This is a genomic window from Photobacterium sanctipauli, assembly GCF_003026495.1.
GTDB lineage: Bacteria > Pseudomonadota > Gammaproteobacteria > Enterobacterales > Vibrionaceae > Photobacterium > Photobacterium sanctipauli.
This window is the reverse complement of the sequence record NZ_PYMA01000012.1, coordinates 58,649-81,015: the sequence shown is the minus strand read 5'-3', so window position 1 is coordinate 81,015 and position 22,367 is coordinate 58,649. Positions and strand designations below refer to the sequence as shown.

At 46.1% G+C, this 22,367-nt stretch carries 15 protein-coding genes; 10 read left to right on the top strand and 5 right to left on the bottom strand.

The features are described 5' to 3' along the window. Positions 1 to 196: 196 nt before the first annotated feature. Positions 197 to 2,548: an ATP-dependent helicase gene (locus C9I98_RS17535; protein WP_107272274.1), complete on the bottom strand. Its 2,352-nt coding sequence runs from the start codon at positions 2,546 to 2,548 to the stop codon at positions 197 to 199. Between the two features lie 244 nt (positions 2,549 to 2,792). On the opposite strand from C9I98_RS17535, the gene C9I98_RS17530 reads away from it, so the two are divergent. The 10 genes from C9I98_RS17530 (at position 2,793) to C9I98_RS17480 (ending at position 17,784) form a co-directional block, all read left to right on the top strand. Next, entirely contained in the window at positions 2,793 to 3,896 is a 1,104-nt protein-coding gene (locus tag C9I98_RS17530) for a phosphoribosylaminoimidazolesuccinocarboxamide synthase (protein ID WP_036821331.1), read from the top strand. Positions 3,897 to 4,251: 355 nt separating this feature from the next. Beyond that, positions 4,252 to 6,120 (top strand): methyl-accepting chemotaxis protein, encoded by a 1,869-nt coding sequence (locus tag C9I98_RS17525; RefSeq protein ID WP_036821332.1) that lies wholly within the window; start codon positions 4,252 to 4,254, stop codon positions 6,118 to 6,120. Between the two features lie 208 nt (positions 6,121 to 6,328). Next, on the top strand, positions 6,329 to 9,454 hold the full coding sequence (locus tag C9I98_RS17520) for a response regulator (RefSeq protein WP_170111225.1): 3,126 nt from the start codon (positions 6,329 to 6,331) through the stop codon (positions 9,452 to 9,454). A gap of 832 nt (positions 9,455 to 10,286) precedes the next feature. Beyond that, complete coding sequence (gene mbhE / locus C9I98_RS17510) at positions 10,287 to 12,911, top strand: hydrogen gas-evolving membrane-bound hydrogenase subunit E (RefSeq protein ID WP_107272298.1); 2,625 nt, start codon at positions 10,287 to 10,289, stop codon at positions 12,909 to 12,911. After that, the gene (locus tag C9I98_RS17505) at positions 12,911 to 13,264 is read left to right on the top strand and encodes a Na+/H+ antiporter subunit C (RefSeq protein WP_036825785.1); all 354 of its coding nucleotides are present in this window, start codon (positions 12,911 to 12,913) and stop codon (positions 13,262 to 13,264) included. Before mbhE ends, C9I98_RS17505 begins: the two co-directional genes overlap by 1 nt. Further along, complete coding sequence (locus C9I98_RS17500) at positions 13,261 to 14,754, top strand: proton-conducting transporter transmembrane domain-containing protein (RefSeq protein ID WP_036825787.1); 1,494 nt, start codon at positions 13,261 to 13,263, stop codon at positions 14,752 to 14,754. The genes C9I98_RS17505 and C9I98_RS17500 overlap by 4 nt, the downstream gene beginning before the upstream one ends. 13 nt (positions 14,755 to 14,767) lie before the next feature. Continuing rightward, on the top strand, positions 14,768 to 15,244 hold the full coding sequence (locus tag C9I98_RS17495) for a Na+/H+ antiporter subunit E (protein ID WP_036825790.1): 477 nt from the start codon (positions 14,768 to 14,770) through the stop codon (positions 15,242 to 15,244). Then, positions 15,237 to 15,518 (top strand): cation:proton antiporter, encoded by a 282-nt coding sequence (locus tag C9I98_RS17490; protein ID WP_036825793.1) that lies wholly within the window; start codon positions 15,237 to 15,239, stop codon positions 15,516 to 15,518. Before C9I98_RS17495 ends, C9I98_RS17490 begins: the two co-directional genes overlap by 8 nt. Positions 15,519 to 15,520: 2 nt before the next feature. Beyond that, the gene (gene mnhG / locus C9I98_RS17485) at positions 15,521 to 15,835 is read left to right on the top strand and encodes a monovalent cation/H(+) antiporter subunit G (RefSeq protein ID WP_036825795.1); all 315 of its coding nucleotides are present in this window, start codon (positions 15,521 to 15,523) and stop codon (positions 15,833 to 15,835) included. Between the two features lie 353 nt (positions 15,836 to 16,188). Next, positions 16,189 to 17,784: a BCCT family transporter gene (locus C9I98_RS17480; protein ID WP_107272273.1), complete on the top strand. Its 1,596-nt coding sequence runs from the start codon at positions 16,189 to 16,191 to the stop codon at positions 17,782 to 17,784. Between the two features lie 78 nt (positions 17,785 to 17,862). Here the strand turns inward: C9I98_RS17480 and C9I98_RS27045 are convergent, their stop codons facing one another. The 4 genes from C9I98_RS27045 to pgl form a co-directional block, all read right to left on the bottom strand. Then, positions 17,863 to 17,997: a hypothetical protein gene (locus tag C9I98_RS27045; RefSeq protein WP_275451431.1), complete on the bottom strand. Its 135-nt coding sequence runs from the start codon at positions 17,995 to 17,997 to the stop codon at positions 17,863 to 17,865. A 244-nt stretch (positions 17,998 to 18,241) separates the two neighbouring features. Beyond that, complete coding sequence (locus tag C9I98_RS17475; RefSeq protein WP_036822043.1) at positions 18,242 to 19,792, bottom strand: alanine/glycine:cation symporter family protein; 1,551 nt, start codon at positions 19,790 to 19,792, stop codon at positions 18,242 to 18,244. A 402-nt stretch (positions 19,793 to 20,194) separates the two neighbouring features. Beyond that, positions 20,195 to 21,643 (bottom strand): decarboxylating NADP(+)-dependent phosphogluconate dehydrogenase, encoded by a 1,449-nt coding sequence (gnd, locus tag C9I98_RS17470; protein ID WP_036822046.1) that lies wholly within the window; start codon positions 21,641 to 21,643, stop codon positions 20,195 to 20,197. 10 nt (positions 21,644 to 21,653) lie between these two features. Next, positions 21,654 to 22,367, bottom strand: coding sequence for a 6-phosphogluconolactonase (gene pgl, locus C9I98_RS17465; RefSeq protein WP_036822047.1), 714 nt, complete (start codon positions 22,365 to 22,367; stop codon positions 21,654 to 21,656).

The window sequence follows — 22,367 nt, the reverse complement described above, 5'->3', positions numbered from 1 at the left end:
TACCCTGAATCAATCGATTTACATTTCATGCAATGAAACAGCCCCATAGCCCTCTCTGATAAAGCTGTGCTGCGGCGCGCAATAAATAGAAACAAAAGCTCACCAGAAGTGACTGTCAGAATTATTTACACCTCAGTCACACTTAGCAATAAATGTATATAAGAATCAGACAATTAAGAATAGGCATAAAACCATACTACCTTCTTACCCGACTTCTCGCATTCGAAGTCACAATTAGGCGGTTAACCAATACCTTTTTCTTGGTCTTGGTTGCCGCTTTCAACTCTCGGATAATTCGGCTGATTTCAGTATCTAAATACTTGGCTGTTTTGGTTCGAATCATTGCTGAAATCACTTTTTCAGCATTCTCGGGTAATGGCTGCATCAAGGCCCATTTATAGCTGTAGTTCTCGTCGGCAATGCTATGCGCCTCGCTATAAATCGATGTTTTCGGGATCACTACATCTTCAGCGCGGCCCAATCGACGACAATATTCCTCCACCACCGGGCTACGGTAAAAGGGGAGCTCTCCTTCGCTATAGAGCTTAGGGCCAAGCTCTTGCGCGACCTTGATCTTTGATTCCATCACAAAGCGACTTGCATTGGTGACTTTCGGTGACGGTTTCTCTGGCGCAGAGTAATAGATGCACGCCTGCTGTTTGGCTCGGGTCATACCAACGTAAGCCAACCTGCGTTCTTCTTCGATATCGGCACCGATACTGCCTGATGACTTGTTCATATAAGGAAAAGCATCCTTATCCCAAAACGGCAAATGCACCTGTTGGTATTCACAACCTTTCGCGCGAAAAATAGTCGTCAGCTGGACACTGTCTTGCCCGCCCTCGTAACTTTGCCCGCCATTTTGACCTTGCCTAGCGCCATTACTATTTCCATTACCGCTATTCTGCAGGCCTGACTGGTAAGTGTAATATTCGAAGTATTGCAAAGCCTTGGCACAATCTTGGTCCATCGATTCAAGTACCGTGCTGACGCTATCCAATCGCTCGATGGCTTCTTCAATTTCACTGGCCGTCGCTTCAGTTTTCCAAATCCAGCTATCAAGGCCACTTTCGTTACGGTACTGATTATAGACCTCTGATGCCTTGAAGCTTCCTTTGCGCATCAAGCGTGCCAGTAGATCCAACCGTTCAATCATGGTTTCCAGCTTTAGGCTCGGGTTGGCTTTTTCATAGCGCCCCATGAAAGTAAGCCATGTACTGGGTTCCATATCCGACAACTGACCGCACAATGGCTTCAAGGTTTTATTCGGCACATAACAGTGAGGAAAGCTCATCAGGCTAAATAGCAAGGCGGATTTTTGCTGTGGCGCTTGTGCTTGGTAACGGCCTGTAGCCAGCGACATTAGCTCCATCAGCAATTTCACTTCACGGCTATTTGCCAATACCGAAGGCACCGGCATCTGGTAAGGTACTTTCTTGCTTAAAAACGCCAATTCAAACAATAGGGTTTGTGACCAACGGCGTACCAGAATCGCGATTTCCGATGGTTTTCCACCTTGCTGAATATAGTCTTGTACCGATTGGGCAATCTCCCCAACTTGACGGGCCGAACCGCATTCAATGACTTCGGTATCATCAACCCCCTCGCAAGAAGTGGTCAAAAAGTCACTGAAGCGCTGCTTGTTATTGGCAATCAAATGACTGGCCGCCAGTGCCAAGCTATGGCCAAAACGGAAGGTCTGCGACAAGGTATATGTTTTTGCCGGGGCAAAGCTCTGCTCAAAGTCGAGCATGAACTGCGGGGCGCTCCCCCGCCACTTATAAATACACTGATCAACATCCCCCACCGCAACAAGCTGGGTCTGCTCACCGAGCAATTGTTTGAGCAAACGGTACTGTGCCGTATTGATATCCTGGAACTCATCAACCACTACCAGCTTGCAATGCTGATGGTAGTGCTGGCGAATCGCATCATTGCCTTCTAGCAGCTTAACGGTTTCCACCAGCCAATCGTCAAAAAACAAAATTCGCTGTTGCTTGCGCAGTTCTTCGAACTTCTCGTAGGCATCAATAATAAACAGGTAATCGCGATTGATTTCTGCCAGCTTGAACACTTCATAGGGCGACAACATGTAGGCTTTCACCAAGCCAATGAAGCTCAGCAACAATTCGATAGTTTTTGGATCTTTGATAGTTTGCTGACGTTGGTAGGTCTTCTCTAGCCCGGCAATATCACGCAATATGCCTTTCACTAGTGCCTTGTCGCTCTCACCGCTTTGGTAGTCCACCCTAAAACCGGTGTCCCGTAAGAAACCCGTCTGATTAAGGAACTTCAAACAAAAGCTATGGAAAGTATGAACCGGGACGGCTTGCTCTATTCCTGCCCCTTTTAGCTTGGCCTGAAAGTCAGTGCGAATATCACGGTTGAACATCATCACCAACATTTCTTCTGCCGCCACAGACGTTAGCTTTTGCTCAATCAGCCCAACCAAGGTGGTCGTTTTACCCGTTCCGGCCCCCGCGATACACAATGCATTGCCGTCTTGGTGCTGGATAAATGCAGATTGTTCTGTGGTATAACGGGTCATAGCAGGCCTAGCAAGAAACAAAAGGACAGTGATTTTGCCACAGTTCCACTACTCACCGTGCAGAAATTTCGAACAGTTAAACCAGATTCTCACTCGTATGTAATATAATTTTGCGCAAACGTTTGCTTTTCTTGCTGAAAGGGCAAAGTTCTTCTGATATGATCCCCTGCAATTCGTAGCGAACTGGGCACGCTGCCCCTCGCTAGCCTACTTTCTTCGTTATCTTCTGAAATAGGAATTCGCCATGAGCCTTGCTGATCAAGTTCTCGCTGTAAATGATGACCTGCCGATCCGTACCGACAAACCTGTACACAGTGGTAAAGTACGCTCTGTCTACTGGCTGACCGAAGCCGACAGCCGTCGTCTAATCGAAGAAAAAGGATACAACGTAAAGCCTGATGCCCCACTTGCGATTATGGTGATCAGTGATCGCATTTCTGCCTTCGACTGCATCTGGCACGGCGAAGGTGGCCTGAAAGGTGTACCGGGTAAAGGTGCGGCCCTTAACGCTATCTCTAATCACTGGTTCAAGCTGTTCCGTGAAAATGGCCTTGCTGATAGCCACATCCTTGATATCCCTCACCCATTTGTTTGGATTGTACAAAAAGCCAAGCCCGTAATGGTGGAAGCCATCTGCCGCCAATACATCACAGGTTCAATGTGGCGTGCTTACAGCAAGGGCGAGCGTAACTTCTGTGGTATCGAGCTGCCTGAAGGCTTGGAAAAAGATCAAAAGCTACCAGAGCTACTCATGACACCGTCGACCAAAGGTATCTTGAAAGGCATTCCTGGCGTACCAGAAGTCGATGATGTGAATGTGACTCGCCACGATCTTGAGGCGAACTTCGAAGCATTCAACTTCAGCAGCAAAGATGATATCGCCCATTACGAAAAACTGCTGCAAGAAGGCTTCAACGTGATCAGCAAGGAGCTTGATGCTCTGGCGCAGATCTTCGTCGATACCAAGTTTGAATTCGGGTACGTCACTGACGCAGCAGGTCAAGAGAAGCTGATCTATATGGATGAAGTCGGTACACCGGATTCATCTCGTATCTGGGATGAAGCCGCTTACCGTGACGGTAAGATTGTCGAGAACTCAAAAGAGGGCTTCCGCCAGATGCTGCTGAACCACTTCCCTGAGCCAGACATTCTTCTAAACAAAGATCGTATGGATGAGCGCTTTGCCCTTGCTCGCGATAACGAACTGCCTGTCGAAGCGCTGATGGAAGTCTCTAAGGTGTACACCGGCATTGCCGAAAAAGTGACTGGCGAGAAAATCGTACTAAGCCAGAACCCGAAAGCAGAAATCATCGAAGTGCTTCGTGAGCAGTACGGCCTAATTGACTAATACCTACACAAATAGTCACCAAATACCAAAGGCAGTTTTATACTGCCTTTTTTAGTTCCTTGCTTTATCAGCCTTGCCTCCCATAACGAGCCACCCTGTCTTATTTTTCTGACAGCAACGCCTACCAAAACCCTCAAAAGCAGTAAATTACTCCGTAAAAGAATGCGTGCGATCACACAAACACCAAATCAGTATTAACAATTTTATTACCGCGCCGACATACTCTATAGCCGAGTTTACTTAAACCCAGTTACTTTAATATCAATAACTAAAATTAAGCGCCTTCAAGAAGAGCCAAGAAGCTTAAAAGCAGTTTAGTTGTACCACCTTAACACCTGTACTTTTGAGGGATTATATGAAGTTCAGTCATAAAGTTGTTGCTACTTCATCAGCAATACTACTCGCAGCCCTATCGCTGCTTTCAATCAACCAATACTACAACACCAAACAATCGATAGAATCGCATATCACTCAAAGCACCAAAGCGATCATTAGCGGTGTGAGCAATACCGTCAATGCCGAGTTGTCCAGCAGCATGTCACTGGCAGGTTATGTTGCGAGCCTTGTCAGTGACGACCTCAATATGGATAGCATCCATAACGTGATTGACAAGCCGGTGGTGAAACAGTCATTTGTCCTGACTGGACTTGGCTTTGAGCAAGATGGCAGTTACACAAGTAACGACCCGAACTGGGATCCAGGGGCTAACTGGGAGCCAAGGGCAAGACCTTGGTACATTGACAGCAAACAGGCTCGCGATACCATCATTACCGCCCCTTATAGCGATGCTGTCACTAAAGAGCTATTGGTTTCGATTGCCAGCCCTCTGATGGTTAACAACCGATTTGAAGGCGCAATTTTCTTTGATATGAGCCTTGCTAGCTTGGCAGAACTTGTTAACAAAGTTAACTTGTTTGATGCGGGATACCTATTCATCGTGTCGGAAAACGGCACCGTCATCGCTCACCCAGAGAAAAGCTACGACGGCAAGCCTATGTCAGAATTTCTGGGCGACAGCCCTATCTCGACTCAAACAGCCAATATCGAGCTCAATGGCAACCCTACCCAGCTTTCTTTCAGTAAGATTGACGGACTAGACTGGTATATCGGCGCAGTACTGGATGAGAACCGTGCCTTTGCCACTGTCTCCGAGTTGCGTACCGAATCGATTATTTATTCGGTTATTGCACTTGTTGCGGGTATCGCAGCCCTACTGCTCGTCATAAAAATGCTGATGAAGCCGCTGGCTCAGCTTAACAACACACTGGAAGATGTCGCCACCGGCCAAGGCGATCTCACCCAGCGACTATCAACCAATGCTGATGAAGAATTTGCTTCATTAGCCAAGGGGTTCAATGGCTTTACCGAGAAGTTGCAGCAACTCATTATTGAGTCGAAGTCACTCAGCAAGGGGATTTTAGCCGGGAGCGAACAAACCGCCATTGGCGCACACCAATCAGCGGTTGCGGTATCATCTCAGCTAAAAGAGCTAGACCAACTCGCCACCGCTATGCATGAAATGGCTGCAACCTCGGGTGAGGTGGCCAATAATGCACAAAACGCAGCCAGCGCAGCGCAACAAGCAGATGAAGCCACCAAAGACGGCACCTTATTGGTGTCTCATACTGCCACCGCAATTACAGAGCTTTCAGGTCAAATTGAACAGGCGGTAGATGTTGTTCGTCAGCTAGAGCAATCCACCACCAATATCGAATCTATCTTGAAAGTGATCAATGAGATCGCCGACCAGACCAACCTACTTGCGCTAAATGCAGCCATTGAAGCAGCTCGCGCAGGTGACTCCGGTCGTGGCTTTGCCGTGGTTGCCGATGAAGTGCGCACCCTAGCCCAACGCACCCAGCAATCCACCACTGAAATTCGTCAGATGATTGAGCAGCTACAAGAAGGTGCCCAATCTGCGGTGTCAGTGATGGGACAAAGCCAGCACACAGCTTCTACCACTGTGGCTAAATCACAAGAGGCGGATGAAGCACTGGTGAAAATCAGTGATGCGATTCAGCAAATAAACGACATGAACCTACAAATCGCTTCTGCTGCCGAAGAGCAAAGCTTAGTCGCGGAAGAAATCAACACTAATACGCTTAATATCAAAGAGCTAAGTGTCGAAGTGGCAACTGCCGCTAAAGAAGCAGAGTCTGCGCTAAAAGCGCAAACAGACAATGTTCGCCAGCAAGATCAAATCTTGAGCAAGTTTATTGTTTAACTATTGATTTTGCATTCAAACGTTAACGGCCCTTAATGGGCCGTTTTTTTGTATGCAACAAAATACCATCGCTAGCTATATACCCATAAAGAAGTAAAAAAGCGCTACATTACTCACAATTTTTATGTAATTGCATTCATATTGTTGTTTTGGCTTTTCTGCTGATTTTTTATCCTAAAATAATTTTAAACACATAAATTATTTCAGGATGAAAATAGTGTTCAGTCAGTTTTGGAATAGCTTGCTAATAAAACATAAATTATTCTTACTCGTTGCGATGCCCTTGTGTCTTTCACTGTTTTTGGTTAATCGACAACTCTCACATATCAACCTTCAAGTTACCTCGCTTGAGAAAGCCCAACATGCCGTCAAGTTTCTTGAAGACTTATCGCAATACCACTTCTCTAACCGTTTAGCGATCGTTGAAAATCAATCTCAGCCCGCTAACTCGCTGGCAAGTGATATCCGCAATGATGTTGTCCAACTCTTTGGCACCGGCGAAGATGCCAAAAACGTCAACATGCTGCTTGATAACTACATTGCCAATATTACTGAAATAAAAGGTGCAGAAAGTGGGGAAGAATTACTTGAACTGATTGAATGGCAAGTCGATATCTATCGACAAGTCATACTTGAAGTAGAAAAGATACATTATGCTGAACTGCTTGAATCAGTCGATAACCACCTAAGGGCACTGTACCAATTAGAATGGTTAATGTTTTGGTCCCAAGAAGAGGGTTGGTTTAGCCAGTGGCTGCTTTCTGCCGACAGCCAAGACAGTTCGCGCAGTAGTACAGAAGTATTGAACGAGATCCGCCTGCTCGCCCAAAACCAACAATTATTCTTAAATCGCTTCTTGGCCATCAATGCCGATCAAGAGCAAGTTAAATTGCTGCTTGAAACCTTCTCAGACCCTGTATTCCAACAGAGCAACAACTTCCGGGCACAATTGCTAGAAAGTGATAACATCGCTAAATTTACACCCGAAGAGATGGCAGCTGGCACAGCAGCGCTCAATGCCCGCCTTTCTCGGCTCCAATCTGTTGGCATGCAAATCGAGGATCAAGTTAGGTTGGAGATTGAAGAATCTATCGCCGTCTTCACTAGCCAAAAGAACCTATTTCTCGCGATTAGCTTATCGCTGTTTCTTATCGTGCTACTAATTGGTATTAGCTTGGGCATGAGGATCACAGGCAACTTGAAGCTTGTACTGAAGTTCCTGAGCGTAAAAGACAGTGACGACTCGCACATCACAGTAAACGTGAATGGGAAAGACGAACTCAGTACGTTTGCCAAGGAAGTAAAACGGCTAACGGTTGAAAGACTTGAGCAGCGACAGAAACTAATCGAGGCCAAAGAAGAAGCAGATACCGCCAAAAATGCGGCTATCCAAGCAAGCAAGGCCAAAAGTAGCTTCCTTGCCAATATGTCCCATGAAATACGTACGCCACTTAACGGCGTAATCGGTATTTCAGAGGTATTGGCAGATACCCAACTGACCGCCACACAAAAAGATTACGTCAATACGATAGAAACCTCATCTCACCTGCTACTTAGCCTGATCAACGATATCCTCGATTTTTCTAAGATCGAATCTGGCATGTTACACATCAGTGCCCATTCCACAGCCATTCGCGAAACCATCTACGACATTGCATCAATTGTCGCGCCTAAGGTCAAAGAGAAAGGGATCAACCTTGATGTCAATATTGATCAAAGCGTGCCAAACCGTGTCGTTATCGATGATCACCGTATACGTCAGGTTCTCATGAACTTCATGTCTAATGCGGTCAAATTCACTGACAAAGGCACCGTTTCGATTGGGATTAAGTGCCAAGACGACACAGATAATGTCACCCAGTTACTCTTCGAAGTTTCAGACTCTGGCATAGGGATCGATGAAGATCGTCAGGCCAGCATATTTGAACCCTTCACTCAGGAAGACGAATCTACCACCCGGCAATTTGGGGGGACTGGGCTAGGGTTGGCGATCAGTTGCCAGCTAATTGAGATGATGGGCGGCAAAATCGGATTGGATTCAACCAAGGGCGTGGGCAGCCGCTTTTACTTCACCCTTTCCTTGCCTGTTGATGAAAGGGACGCTGACAAAAAAGCCCACTCCCAAGATGCTGAGGTTATCTTGCTGGGCGCCGATGTTTTAAAACTCTCTCGCATTACAAAAGAGCTGGCGTTCTTTGGCATTGATATCAATACACGCCTTAATGATCCTGCACTCATCCCACCGGCAACGGCTGATGGCAAGCAAGTAGTCATTATTAGCGAAAATAACCAAACTCCGCTTAGTGACCTTCTCAACACAATTGAAGCACTTAAGGGTGAACACCGCACCTTATGCTTAATCAGGAACATGAGCAGCGAAGCGACCGACTTTGGCGACAGTATCGATGCACTCATTACCTACCCGTTGCTTGGCAGCCGGTTAATAAAAGCATTCCAGCACTGTTACCAGTCAGTCATAGAAATCAACCAACAAACTGCTACTTCCAATATACAAGTACAAGTGCCCCATGCGCTTCTGGTTGAAGATAATCTGGTTAACCAAAAAGTCGCGTCATTGCACCTGCAAAAGGCCGGCTGTACTTATGATATTGCCAACAATGGGCAAGAGGCCGTTGAACTCTTCACCAGTGGTAACCACTATCACTTTGTATTGATGGATTGCATGATGCCAGTCATGGATGGTCTGCAAGCCACAGAAGAAATCCGAGCCTATGAAAAAGCGCAACAAATCGAACCAACCCCAATCCTCGCCTTAACGGCCAGCGTGGTTGATGATGACATCCAGCGGTGCTTTGATGTGGGCATGGATGACTACATACCTAAGCCATTCAAGGCCGAGGTTTTACAAGAAAAAATCTTGGCAATCATCTCTACTCGCACGATCTCTAAACAACCCTCTGTCACTTCAGAGAGTAACCGAACAAATAGCACTGTGAGTAAACGAGTGCTGCTGGTAGAAGATAACTTAGTAAACCAGAAAGTCGCCTCGCTTCATCTCAAAAAAGCAGGCTTTGAGTACGATATCGCTAACAACGGTCAGGAAGCGATTGATATCTACTCTGAAAATCAGCAATTCGCGTTGATATTGATGGATTGTATGATGCCGGTAAAAGACGGGTTTGAAGCAACCAAGGCTATCAGATCATTTGAATCAGACAACGAAATCTCACCGGTTCCAATCATCGCCCTCACAGCCAGTGTTGTGGATGATGATATTCAGCGCTGTTTTGATGCGGGTATGGATGCCTATGTACCCAAGCCAGTCAGACGGGAGAAGTTACTCCATGAAATGACGAACTTGATAGAAGCTTAAACTGACTCATTAAATTTCCTCGCCCCCTATTCTATTCAGCAAAGCACTTTGACGCTTAGTTGTAAAATAAGGGGCGAATTTTTTGTGTTTAACTCTCACATCCCCCTTCACGCCCAGTTCAATGCATTAGCTTTACAAGATGTAACCTGTCGAGTCCGACTATTCTCAACTGTAATAGAGTGTAAACAGCTGTAAGACCGATTGTGAATCGTCATCACGAGATTTATTTCACGTCTACATTGTAATCAGAGCTAATCAATACAGCACATTTTCAGTAATACATGTGGAGGTAGTGATGAAAAAGTACTGTCCTTGCTGCAATACAGAACTGTTTGATCGATCCAATGCTTATGTTTGTCCTAGGAATGAAATTGGGGAATGCATCTATGACGGATATGAGGCATTTCGCCTCGAAGAAGAAAGCCACAACCTAAAGGAAAGACGAAATAATCACTACCTTGAGCGGTACATATCCGAAATCGATTAATACCCAATGGTGCCGGAGTCCTGATTTCGGCACTTAAAGCCAACACCTAGCACTCAACACCAAATACCTAGCACCAAAGTTAATGCAATGTTAACAAATTCATACATTATGTAACGCTATTACAGTGGTACTCAAGCCTATTAACTGCAACTAATATCTTAGAACTGAGAGATGGGTTAATGGATTAACCTTAACAATATCAATTAATACGAATTGATGAGCGAATAAACGCATTGTTCAATTCGTCCAGAGCAAGGACATATAGCATCAGTGGCAGAGTCAGCAGCGAGAAAATCAGATAACAAACGACCCATACTCGACAAGGGCAAACACAACTATGCACTCTTGGGGTTTGTGTTGTTTCCGGCTGTGCTATTCCTTACTGCCATTTCCTATTACCAGCCGTCACCCGAAGGGCTGCGCTGGTCAATACCTTGGGTTCCCAGCCTCGACATTAATTTGAGCTTACAGCTTGATGCGTTATCTTTTGTTTTCGTCGGGCTAATCAGTTGTATCGGCTTTTTTGTCCAACTATACGCACTGGCTTACATGAAAGGGAAAGCAGAGCGCTTCTCGTTTCATCTGTACCTCACACTGTTCATGCTCTCTATGCTCGGGCTCGTCCTGAGTGACAACATCATCTTGCTGTTTGTCTTCTGGGAACTCACGACCATCACGTCCTACTTGCTCATTGGTTTTAATCACGAGAAAGAAAAGTCGCGCAAAAATGCCCTGCAATCGCTTGTCGTCACAGGCGCTGGCGGTTTGGCATTATTGGCGGGGTTAATCCTACTTGGGCAAATAGCAGGTAGTTATGAGCTAAGTACGATTATCGACAAGGCAATTAACGATGCCCAGAGTGTCTCTGAGCATGCCTACTTTACTCCATCTTTGGTCCTTATCCTCTTAGGCGCATTTACCAAATCGGCACAATTTCCGTTCCATTTCTGGCTACCGGGCGCCATGGCCGCGCCCACACCAGTCAGTGCGTTCTTACATTCTGCCACCATGGTTAAAGCTGGCATCTATTTGCTGGCACGTTTGTCGCCTGTCTATGCGCAGAGTGAAGTATGGTTTTATTCGCTTATTATCGTTGGCGGATTCACTGCGCTTTGGTCTGCGGTGATTGCCTTGATGCAAAAAGATCTCAAGTTGATGCTGGCCTTCAGTACCAATACCATCTTGGGCATTCTTACTTTATTGCTTGGCATCGGCTCTGAAACTGCACTCGCGGCTGCCATCCTGTTTATTCTTGCTCATGCATTCTATAAAGCCTCTTTGTTCATGGTGGTTGGTAACATCGACAAAGCAACAGGCACCCGCGATATACGATTACTGTATGGCTTAAAAGCCGTTCTTATCTTCAGTTTCGCATCTGGCCTGATAGCGGCCCTTTCGAAGGCAGGTATTCCACCTTTGCTTGGCTTTTTAAGTAAGGAGTACGCCTATAAGGCGGGCCTTGAAGTACACAGTATCGTGATGCTGGCTCTGGTCATCATCAACGGTGTGATGGTCGCCCTCGCACTGGCAGTGATCTCGCGTCCATTTTTAAATCACACCATCAAAGATAACCCCACCGTTAAGTCTATTGAGGCGGAAGTCGGCTTTTGGATCCCGCCAATGGTGCTTGCATGCTGCAGTGTGGTGGTACCAACCCTTGGCTTAGGCTGGCTGAACGAGTACGTGTTATCTACTGCAATTTTCGAAATCAACCAAGTCGATCAATCGTCCCCGGTTAAGTTATGGCATGGGTTCAACTTACCCTTGCTAATGAGTGGTGTTACGCTGGCATTGGGACTGCTTATCTATAAGTACATGTCCAGCTTAACCCAGCTGTTGAATAAGCTATTGGCCCCACTCCCCATAGCCACTCAAGTTTTCGAGCAATGTATGTCGCTGATGGTTAAGACCGCGACTTGGCAAACCCAGAAACTGCAACAGCGCCGTTTAAGTGTTTACGCCACGCTATTTTTCACTGTTTTTGCCGCTATCTTGTTACTGAATCCGCTCAAGATCCCCAGTGATTTCCTGGCTCGTATCCTAACGGTTGAGCTCTACGAGTTTGCCATTGCCTTCCTGCTTATCTTATCCGCGATAGCCTGTGTCTTCTCTACGTCACGCCTACTGTCCATTGCGGCACTGGGTGCCATTGGCTTTTTGATGACATTGGTTTTCATGATTTACAGCGCACCGGATGTGGCCAAAACCCTGCTTTTGGTTGAAACCTTGATGGTCGTGTTTGTTGCTTTGCTTATCCGCCATCTTCCGCATTTCAGTACAGTCAAACAGCACGGTAAGAGAAGGCGTATTTTTCATGCCGCCATTGCGGGGATTATCGGCCTTTCTATCACAGCGCTGCTCATTGCCATCACTGATTCGCCATTGCATTCACCGCTGGCCGATTTCTTCTCCCAGAACAGCGTGCCCGGTGGTCATGGTCGTAATATCGTGAATGTCATTCTGGTAGATTTTAGGGCCTTCGATACCATGGGAGAGGCCATCGTCGTCGTTATTGCGGCCATTGCCGCTATCAGTTTGTTCAAAACGACCTCGCTTCAGAAGAACCGTATTCAGTCACTTATTTTTGGTACCACCGCCCACATTGTCGCGGTGCTGATGATGGTTTTCTCCCTGTATCTTCTACTTCGCGGTCACAACTCCCCCGGTGGCGGCTTTATCGGTGCACTCATTGCTGTGATTGGTCTAACACTGCTTATCTTCGCTGAGTCGCCGCAATATGTGCGAGAAAGGCTGGGCTATAAGCCAATGAACATTGCCTTATTCGGTGTGTTTTTGAGCCTCCTGGCCGGTGTGATCGGCTTTGCCATGGGTGAGCCATTCTTAACCGGGATTTGGTGGAAGCAAATCCTACCTTTGGGTACACCGCTTATTTTTGATGTTGGCATCTACCTAGCCGTAATTGGAGGAGTATTAGAGGTACTGCTGAGAGTTAATGAGGAGCTCGATTAATGGAAATATTATGGAGCATAGTTGTCGGTGTTTTTGTCATTGCAGGTGTTTACCTGATGCTTGAGCGCCATATCATTCGAATTTTGCTCGGGCTGATTCTCATCAGTAATGCCGTCAATCTAGCCATTTTTACTGCCGGGCGTTTAACCCCCGGCAACCCACCGCTTATCGAAGCCACTGCGGTATTACCACCAGATGGTGCGGCAGATCCCCTGCCCCAGGCACTGATCCTGACGGCAATTGTGATTGGCTTTGGTCTATTAGTCTTCGCATTGATGTTGCTTTATCGCGCCTACAAAGAAACGGGCTCTGCTGATGTCGACGCTATGCAACATTCAGAGGAGGATCAATGACCTCAGTTTGGATCACACTCCCTGTTGTCTTGTCGTTACTGACGGCAACAGGTGCATTCTTTGTCAGAAGTAACCCTAGGGCCATCAATTGGATCAGTGGCGCCAGCGTGGCTATTTCGGTGGTATGCAGCTTGCTACTGCTGAAAGACATTACTGCAAACGGCCCCTATGCGGTCGCCTTCGGTAATTGGATGGCACCCTTTGGTATTGTTTTTGTCGCCGACTTTTTAAGTGTCGCATTGACTGTGATTACCGCCATTATTGGCGCTGTTACCGTTTTCTACGCCATGGCTGATTTAAGACACAAAGCTTCATATGGCCTATACCATGTGTTATTCCATGTACTCCTTGCCGGTGTATATGGTGCCTTTTTGACTGGCGATATCTTTAACCTCTACGTTTGGTTTGAGGTTATGCTCATTGCCTCGTTCGGCTTGATGATCGTTGATGCAGAACGTAAGCAAATCGATGGCGCAGTAAAATACGTCTTGCTCAACCTGATTTCCACATTAGTCTTTTTATTAGCCATCGGCCTAACCTACGGTGCAACAGGCACACTGAACTTAGCCGATCTTCATCTGAAGTTTACGGATGTTGCACCGGAAACCACCTTTTTACTGTCTGCTTTGTTCTTATTTACCTTTGCTATCAAATCAGCCTTGTTTCCCCTGTTCGCTTGGCTACCGGCGTCTTACCACACGCTGCCTAATGCTGTCGTGGCGTTATTTGCCGCATTGCTGACCAAAGTTGGCGTTTACGCCTTAATACGTATGTTTACCTTGGTATTTCCTTTAACGGATACCAGTTGGCAGCCGTTGTTGCTTTGGATTAGTGGATTAACCATGCTCACGGGGGTACTTGGCGCGGCCAGTCAGTTTGATATCAAGAAAATTTTGTCATTCCATATTATTAGCCAAATCGGTTACATGATAATGGGGTTAGCGCTTTATACGCCTATCGCGCTTGCCGGTGCGATTTTCTACATCATTCACCACATTATCGTAAAAGCTAATCTATTTTTGATTGGCGGCTTCATTGAAAGCAAATATGGCACAAGCCAACTTCGCCATTTGGGTGGTGTCTACAAGGCCATGCCATGGCTTGCATTCTTGTTCTTGATCCCTGCATTTTCACTTGCTGGGTTTCCGCCATTATCGGGCTTTTGGGGCAAGTATCTAGTCATTAAAGCAAGCATTATCAATGACTATAACGTGCTAGCCGCCACTGCACTTATCGTCGGGTTATTAACGATTTTCTCAATGACTAAGATTTGGAGTGAAGCATTCTGGAAAGCACCGACAGACACTCTGTCAGGAAAAACTTTTCCACTATCAATCAACCTTCTGTATTGCTTACCCATCGCTGTTTTAACCTTGATGACAATTACGATTGGCCTTGTTGCCCAACCTGTATTTGTTTTTGCTAATGAAGCAGCGGAGCAGCTATTAAACCCGGGCGGCTATATTCGCGCTGTGTTAGGTGAGCAGTAATGGGAGAATTCAGATGATCTACTTTTTCTTAAACCTCTTTCTGGCAATGGCTTGGATGCTGCTCAATGGGCAATATAGCAGCATTGATTTTATGGTCGGTTTTTTCATTGGCTACTTTACACTTAAGCTTTGCCAACCCTTCGGGCTGAAAACCAGTTATTTCAAAAAATTCAAAGCCTTTATTTTGTTATTTCTGTATTTCTGCTACGAAATGATAGTGTCGGTTGCAAGAGTCGTGTGGGATGTGATTACACCAACCCACTTAAGCCAACCAGACATTGTCTATGTTCCACTCGATGCTGAAACTGACCTCGAAATTACCCTGCTAGCCAATATGGTATCGCTGACGCCGGGTAGCTTAAGTCTGGATGTTACACCCGATAAAAAATTCCTTGTCCTGCATGTGATGTTCGCGCCTGATCACGAAGCGGTAGCACAGGATATCAAACAGGGATTGGAAGCACGTATATTGGAGATAACTCGTGAATGATCTACTCAACCTAAGCATTCAGCTTTCCTACTTCGGTTTGGTCGTCAGTTTGTTACTGGCATTCATCCGGTTGGTACTTGGCCCAACACTGGCAGACCGGGTCGTCGCCTTGGATCTTATCTCTTTTGTCACTATTGGTTTTATCGCGGTATACACCTTAGACAGTGGCCAAAAATCACTGCTAGATGTGGCTATTACACTGGGTTTGGTCGCATTCCTTGGCACCATTGCCTTTGCAAGGCTTATCACCAAACAGAAACAAGATAAGGGCTAACCATGGATATATTGATTAGTTTACTATTACTGCTGGGTACGTTTTTCACCTTGGTGGCCAGTCTGGGTATTTTACGTTTACCGGATCTCTATACCCGCATGCACGCGGCAACAAAAGCTGGCACCGTTGGCATTTGTTTTCTCCTATTATCAGTGGCCTTTTCCATGCCAGAGGTAACCGTTATTTCACGGGTCATTGGCACTATCTTGTTTATTTTTATTACCGCCCCCGTCGCCGCTCATTTGCTCGGCAAAGCTATGCAGCATAAAGGATATAAAATGTGGCGTAATAAGAAAGCTAATAATTTAGAACTCTAATCAACCAGACTCATTCTTTATCTATGGGGAGGGATTTGCAACCTATACTTTTGAACTCCCCAGTTACAAATGACAAACAAGCCACCAGTAACAGCCAAACCGTAAATTTCCTCTGGTCTATATAAAATTGTTTAGAGCACAAATTACAAGCCAAAAACACCATAAACCCTCATCACAACATTCAATATGAAAATGTATCAATACCAACCATATTTGTGATCTTGCAACATTACTGTTACCATCAGCCTTCCATTTTTGTTTAGAGGTCTAACGATATTACCCACTGTAGAGTTTTAGCGCTTGCAGTTTTGGCTAGGAAAGCCAATTAAGGACAAAAACGTTTACGTTTATTTATGGATACTAATTTTAAGAAATACAGTATTGAAACAACCGATTATCAAGTAGGTCAGGATAATATTCAGAAATGGGGGTTTGATATTCACAACCCCGTATTCGGCATTAGCGCAGGACTGATCCTTTTTTTCCTTTCAACTCTCTTCATCATTGAACCCGGTACAGCAAAAGATGCGCTTAATAGCGTGAAAAACAACATTATCGAAAGCTTCGATGTGTTTTTTATGTGGTCGACAAACTTCTTCTTACTCTTTGCTTTAGTACTAATTGTTTCACCCTTTGGCAAAATCCGAATTGGTGGTAAAGATGCTGAATCGGAACACTCGACAGCAGGTTGGCTGTCTATGCTGTTTGCTGCGGGTATGGGCATTGGCCTACTCTTCTGGGGTGTCGCTGAGCCTACCGCCTATTTCACCGATTGGTGGGGCACACCATTTAATGTAGAACCGCATACTGAAGAAGCCAAAGCATTAGCCATGGGGGCGACCATCTTCCACTGGGGTATCCACGGTTGGTCTATCTACGCCATTGTTGCACTGTCTCTTGCCTTCTTCGCATTTAACAAAGGGCTACCACTATCAATTCGCTCAGTGTTCTACCCGATTTTTGGTGACAGGGCATGGGGATGGCTAGGACACGCCATTGATATCATGGCGGTATTGGCAACACTTTTTGGTTTGGCCACATCTCTTGGTTTGGGTGCGCAGCAGGCCACCAGCGGCATTAATCATGTGTTTGGTACCGAAGGTGGTATCGGTATGCAGCTTGCCGTCATTGCCTTTGTAACTGCTATTGCCATTATTTCGGTCGTTCGTGGTATCGATAACGGCGTTAAACAGCTAAGCAAAATCAACATGCTTTTTGCTTTAGCCTTACTTGTTTTTGTCGCTTTCGTTAGTTTTGATCTTGTAATCAGCTCGCTGCCAGCCACGCTTCTAGCTTATGCAGACAACATCATTGCATTCAGCAACCCTCACGGACGCGAGGATACCACTTGGATGCATGGTTGGACTGTATTCTACTGGGCATGGTGGATTTCATGGTCACCATTCGTTGGTATGTTTATCGCACGAATTTCTAAAGGCCGTACGGTACGAGAGTTTTTAATTGCAGTCATCTTCATTCCATCACTGATGGTGATCATTTGGATGTCTATTTTCGGGGGCATAGCCATTGATCAAGTCGTCAACAAAGTCGGCGAACTTGGTGCAAACGGGCTAACGGATATCTCGCTAACCTTATTCCATGTGTACGATGCTCTGCCATTTGGCTCTATCATCTCAGTGCTTTCAATTATTCTGGTTCTGATTTTCTTTATTACCTCTTCAGATTCAGGTTCGATGGTCATCGATAGCATCACTGCCGGTGGTAAGATTGACGCGCCAGTACCGCAGCGTATCTTCTGGGCATCTGTAGAAGGTGCAATTGCCGGTGCGATGCTATGGATTGGTGGTACTGAAGCCCTACAGGCATTGCAGTCTGGTGTTGTGGCAACTGCCCTTCCGTTTACCTTTGTTCTGCTTCTGATGTGTGCCAGCCTGATAAAGGGATTAAGTAGTGAGCGTTCTGCTTACCAGCTACAAACAGCTGTATAAAAAAGAGCTTAGATAAACGATATATACACATAAAAGGGCTAGCAATTGCTAGCCCTTTTTAGCAAAAAAACTCACACTTTAGCTCAGTGCTAATTCAACTACCTTCTGTAGTTTATCCGCCTCAACATAAGCGGAGATATCACTAAAGCCTAGTTGTTGCGCAAGTATCATCGACGGCATTAACTCTTCAGACCATACATACATCAAGTTCATTGAGTTTAAGTCTACACCTGCTTCAGTCGCCAATTTAACAGGTGGTCTAAGAACTTAATAATGACAACTTTGCATCCTTATTACCTTCAAACGGTATCGTTTCATTCTCAAGTAATTCAGCCTTCATACTCACAGCTTGATCAACTTGCCCAATGTCTTGTTTCTCAGCATCAGAGAACAGCGACGATAAACACAAAAAAAGGGTTAGCCGAAGCTAACCCTTTCTACTTTATAACTTATCTAATTATGCTGTTGGCTTAACAGGCTCTGCCTGGCTATCGTCAACATCCGCTGCTGGTTTAGACTTGCCACCGTTTAGGCGCTTCTCCCAGTAGTCTGCGTTTTTGATGCCTAGCTTCACTGGGTCGAAAGTAAACTCAGTTACACCGGCTTTCTGTTGTGCTTCATAGTCTTTTAGCGCCTTAAGTGCAGGCTTAGCCAAGAAGAAGATAATCAGAATACCGACGATGTTTAGCCAAGCCATTAGGCCAACACCCACATCACCCATTGCCCATGCAAGGTTTGCTGTCTTCACTGTACCGTAGAACACTGCAACTAGTAATACCACTTTCAGAGCAAACATCATGCCTGGTACCTTCATAGTACGGCGGATATAAGCGATGTTTGTTTCTGCGATGTAGTAGTACGCAAGAATGGTTGTAAAGGCAAAGAAGAACAGTGCGAATGCAATGAACGGCTTACCGATACCTGGCATTGCGCTTTCGATAGCCAGCTGGGTGAACATTGGGCCGTTAGCACCAACATCAGCAGCTAGGTTCTGTACAAGGAACGCGCCTTCTGCACCACCGTGTACGTTGTACGCACCAGTGATGATGATCATGAACGCTGTTGCCGAACAAACCAGTAGTGTATCGATGTAAATCGAGAACGACTGTACTAGACCCTGCTGAGCCGGGTGCTGTACGTCTGCCGCAGCCGCTGCGTGAGGACCTGTACCCTGACCAGCTTCGTTCGAGTAAACACCACGCTTAACACCCCAACCAATTGCGGCACCCACACCAGCCATTGGTGTAAAGGCATCACCGATGATCATACCAAATACCGTTGGTACCATGTTGATGTTTAGTAGGATGATAATGAAGGCAATAACGATGTAAGCCAAAGCCATGAAAGGAACAACGATTTGCGTGAAGTTCGCAATACGCTTAACACCACCGAAGATGATGAAGGCTAGGATTACTGATACGAACGCACCGGTTACAATCTTCGCTAGGCTGAATGTACCGATAGTAGTTTCAATCATACCACCTGAACCGAACGCAGTTTCAACCGCATTACCGATACTGTTCGACTGAACACCTGGTAGTAGTACACCACATGCGAAGATAGTAGCGATTGCGAAGATCCATGCGTACCACTTCTGGCCCATCGCCTTCTCGATGTAGTAAGCCGGACCACCACGGAACTGGCCGTCTTCATCTTCTTCTTTGTAAATCTGAGCCAAAGCAGACTCGCTGTAAGCAGTCGCTGCACCTAGGAAGGCAACAACCCACATCCAGAATACGGCACCCGGACCACCAAAACCGATAGCAGCAGCAACACCAGCGATGTTACCAGTACCCACACGACCAGATAGTGAAACGGCTAACGCCTGGAAAGAAGAGATACCCTGTGCTGAACTCTTACCTGAAAGTAGCAAGCGCCACATCTCGCGGAAATGACGGATTTGCACAAAACGCGTAGTAATGGAGTAAAACAAACCGGCGCCAAGGCAAAGATAAATCAGTACCGGGCTCCAAATTATTCCATTAAGAAAATCAACTAACGACTGCATTAATAAAACTCCCTGTCTGCTTGGTTAATGCTTCGTCAGTATAATACGCAAATTGTAAGTTAAATGTTAAGGGTTTTATTTTATCACTCAATTCAACGTGAGGAATAGCACGATCCAGCAACAAATTGACAACAACACGTTATTTTAACTGGAAAGAAGCAATCACGTAGTCTATGAAACCATGAAGCCATATTTTCCCGCCAGATAAATCGTTCAATAATCAAGCGAACAAACCTAAAAATTTTTACTACATCACAATTTTTCGCTGTATAGGCAGACATAGATCACTTTCAATAGCCTAAATCATGAACCTATGAAGAATAAAATAGACAGCTCAGATACAAAAAAACGCAGACCGAAGTCTGCGTTCTATCCAATTTAATTGTCGCTAAATGCTAACACTTAAACATCGTAGGTAGTCGATGCGGTGTCACCGCCTGTACCAGTCCAGTTTGTGTGGAAGAACTCACCACGTGGCTTATCGGTGCGCTCATAAGTGTGAGCACCGAAGTAGTCTCGTTGCGCTTGCAGCATGTTCGCCGGCAAACGTGCTGTCGTGTAACCATTTAGGAATGTAAGCGCGGATGACATACAAGGCATAGGTAGGCCAGTCTCAAATGACTTAGCAACCACTTTACGCCATGCTGGTAAACAACCTTCAAGGATGTCTTTGAAGTAGTTGTCTAGACCTAGGAATGCCAACTCTGGGTTTGCTTCGAATGCATCACGGATATTGCCAAGGAATGCACTGCGAATGATACAACCACCGCGCCACATCAGAGCAACGTTGCCGTAGTTTAGATCCCAGTTATTCGACTCTGAAGCTTCACGAATTAGCATAAAGCCCTGAGCATAAGAGATGATCTTAGAAGCAAGCAACGCCTGACGAAGTGCGTCGACCCACTCAGACTTATCGCCATCAACTGCCATGATAGGGTTGTTGAACACCTTCTCTGCTTCTTCACGCTGTGTTTTTAGCGACGATAGGCAACGCGCGAACACAGACTCTGTGATCAGCGTTAGCGGGATACCATGGTCAAGTGCGTTGATACCCGTCCACTTACCTGTCCCCTTCTGACCCGCTGTATCGAGGATCTTCTCAACCAGCGGCTCACCGTCTTCGTCGCGGTAGCCAAGAATGTCAGCGGTAATTTCGATTAAGTAGCTGTCTAGTTCAGTCTTGTTCCAGTCAGCAAAAGTCGCCTGCATCTCATCGTGAGACATACCCAAGCCTTCTTTCATGAAGTGGTATGCTTCGCTGATCAGCTGCATGTCGCCATATTCGATACCGTTGTGAACCATCTTCACAAAGTGGCCAGCACCTTCTTTACCAACCCAGTCACAACAAGGCTCACCCTGGTCAGTCTTCGCTGCAATCGCCTGGAAAATAGGCTTCACATGTGGCCATGCTTCAGGATCACCACCTGGCATGATTGAAGGACCAAAGCGCGCACCTTCTTCACCACCAGAGACACCAGCACCCACGTAGCGGATGCCCTTCTCGCGTAGCTCAGCAACACGGCGGTTGGTATCTGGGTAATTCGTGTTACCACCATCAATGATGATGTCGCCTTCATCCAATAGCGGGACTAGGTTGTCGATAAACTGATCAACCACATCACCGGCACGAACCATTAGCATCACTTTACGCGGGCTTTCCAACTGCTCAACAAGGTTTTCTAGAGAAGTTGCGCCTACGATGTTTGTGCCTTTCGCTGCACCGTTTAGAAACTCATCGACTTTCGCCACTGTACGGTTGTATGCAACAACCTTGAATCCGTTATCGTTCATGTTAAGGATCAGATTCTGACCCATAACCGCCAAACCGATAACACCAATATCAGCTTTCATTTACTTCTCCTTAGGCCAGCTCTTTGGCTGCTTCTGAATCTAAATACCATTCCGTGATGCCAGCGTTGGCTTTCACATGTGCTGCTGGATACGCTTTTGCAGCAGTGGCTTGTTCGGCAATTTCTTTCAATACAGGGGCTTTGCTCGCACCCAATACCAAGTAAGTAATACGCTTGGCATTCTGAATAAGATGCGCGGTTTTCGTCACGCGGATTTGGCGTGACTCTGGGTGCGCTGCAATGGCCGCAATTTCTGTGGTCTCGTAATCGGTTTGACCTGGGAACAAGGATGCCGTGTGGCCATCAGTACCCATACCCAACAAAATCCAATCAAATGCCGGCACATCATTCTCTGCCGGGATCACCTCGCGCATCTCTTCTGCAAAGCGGATGGCTTCCATTGCGGCAAAGTCTTCACCACGAATACGATGGATGTTTTCAGCGGGGATCTGGATGTGATCAAACAACAAGGCTTTTGCTTGGCCGTAGTTGCTCTGCTCGTCTTCCGGAGCAACACAACGCTCGTCGCCCCACCAGAAATGCAGGTTCGACCAATCGATGCTTGTCGCATAGTCAGAACTTGCTAGGAACGAAAACAACTGGGACGGCGTGCTGCCACCAGATAGAGAAATATGAACCGGACGGCCTTGCTGGCTATATTCCTTCAGGCTTTCAGCTAACGCAGCAACAACGTCAGCTGAACTATCGAATACTTGATAATTCAT

Excerpts from the sequence above, each read along its gene's own strand:
- pgl (WP_036822047.1), bottom strand. The coding sequence starts at position 22,367 with ATGAATTATCAAGTATTCGATAGTTCAGCTGACGTTGTTGCTGCGTTA.
- C9I98_RS17530 (WP_036821331.1), top strand. The coding sequence starts at position 2,793 with ATGAGCCTTGCTGATCAAGTTCTCGCTGTAAATGATGACCTGCCGATC.
- C9I98_RS17495 (WP_036825790.1), top strand. The coding sequence starts at position 14,768 with ATGATCTACTTTTTCTTAAACCTCTTTCTGGCAATGGCTTGGATGCTG.
- C9I98_RS27045 (WP_275451431.1), bottom strand. The coding sequence starts at position 17,997 with ATGAACTTGATGTATGTATGGTCTGAAGAGTTAATGCCGTCGATGATA.
- C9I98_RS17505 (WP_036825785.1), top strand. The coding sequence starts at position 12,911 with ATGGAAATATTATGGAGCATAGTTGTCGGTGTTTTTGTCATTGCAGGT.
- C9I98_RS17520 (WP_170111225.1), top strand. The coding sequence starts at position 6,329 with ATGAAAATAGTGTTCAGTCAGTTTTGGAATAGCTTGCTAATAAAACAT.
- C9I98_RS17525 (WP_036821332.1), top strand. The coding sequence starts at position 4,252 with ATGAAGTTCAGTCATAAAGTTGTTGCTACTTCATCAGCAATACTACTC.
- C9I98_RS17500 (WP_036825787.1), top strand. The coding sequence starts at position 13,261 with ATGACCTCAGTTTGGATCACACTCCCTGTTGTCTTGTCGTTACTGACG.
- C9I98_RS17480 (WP_107272273.1), top strand. The coding sequence starts at position 16,189 with ATGGATACTAATTTTAAGAAATACAGTATTGAAACAACCGATTATCAA.
- gnd (WP_036822046.1), bottom strand. The coding sequence starts at position 21,643 with ATGAAAGCTGATATTGGTGTTATCGGTTTGGCGGTTATGGGTCAGAAT.
- C9I98_RS17535 (WP_107272274.1), bottom strand. The coding sequence starts at position 2,548 with ATGACCCGTTATACCACAGAACAATCTGCATTTATCCAGCACCAAGAC.
- C9I98_RS17475 (WP_036822043.1), bottom strand. The coding sequence starts at position 19,792 with ATGCAGTCGTTAGTTGATTTTCTTAATGGAATAATTTGGAGCCCGGTA.
- mnhG (WP_036825795.1), top strand. The coding sequence starts at position 15,521 with ATGGATATATTGATTAGTTTACTATTACTGCTGGGTACGTTTTTCACC.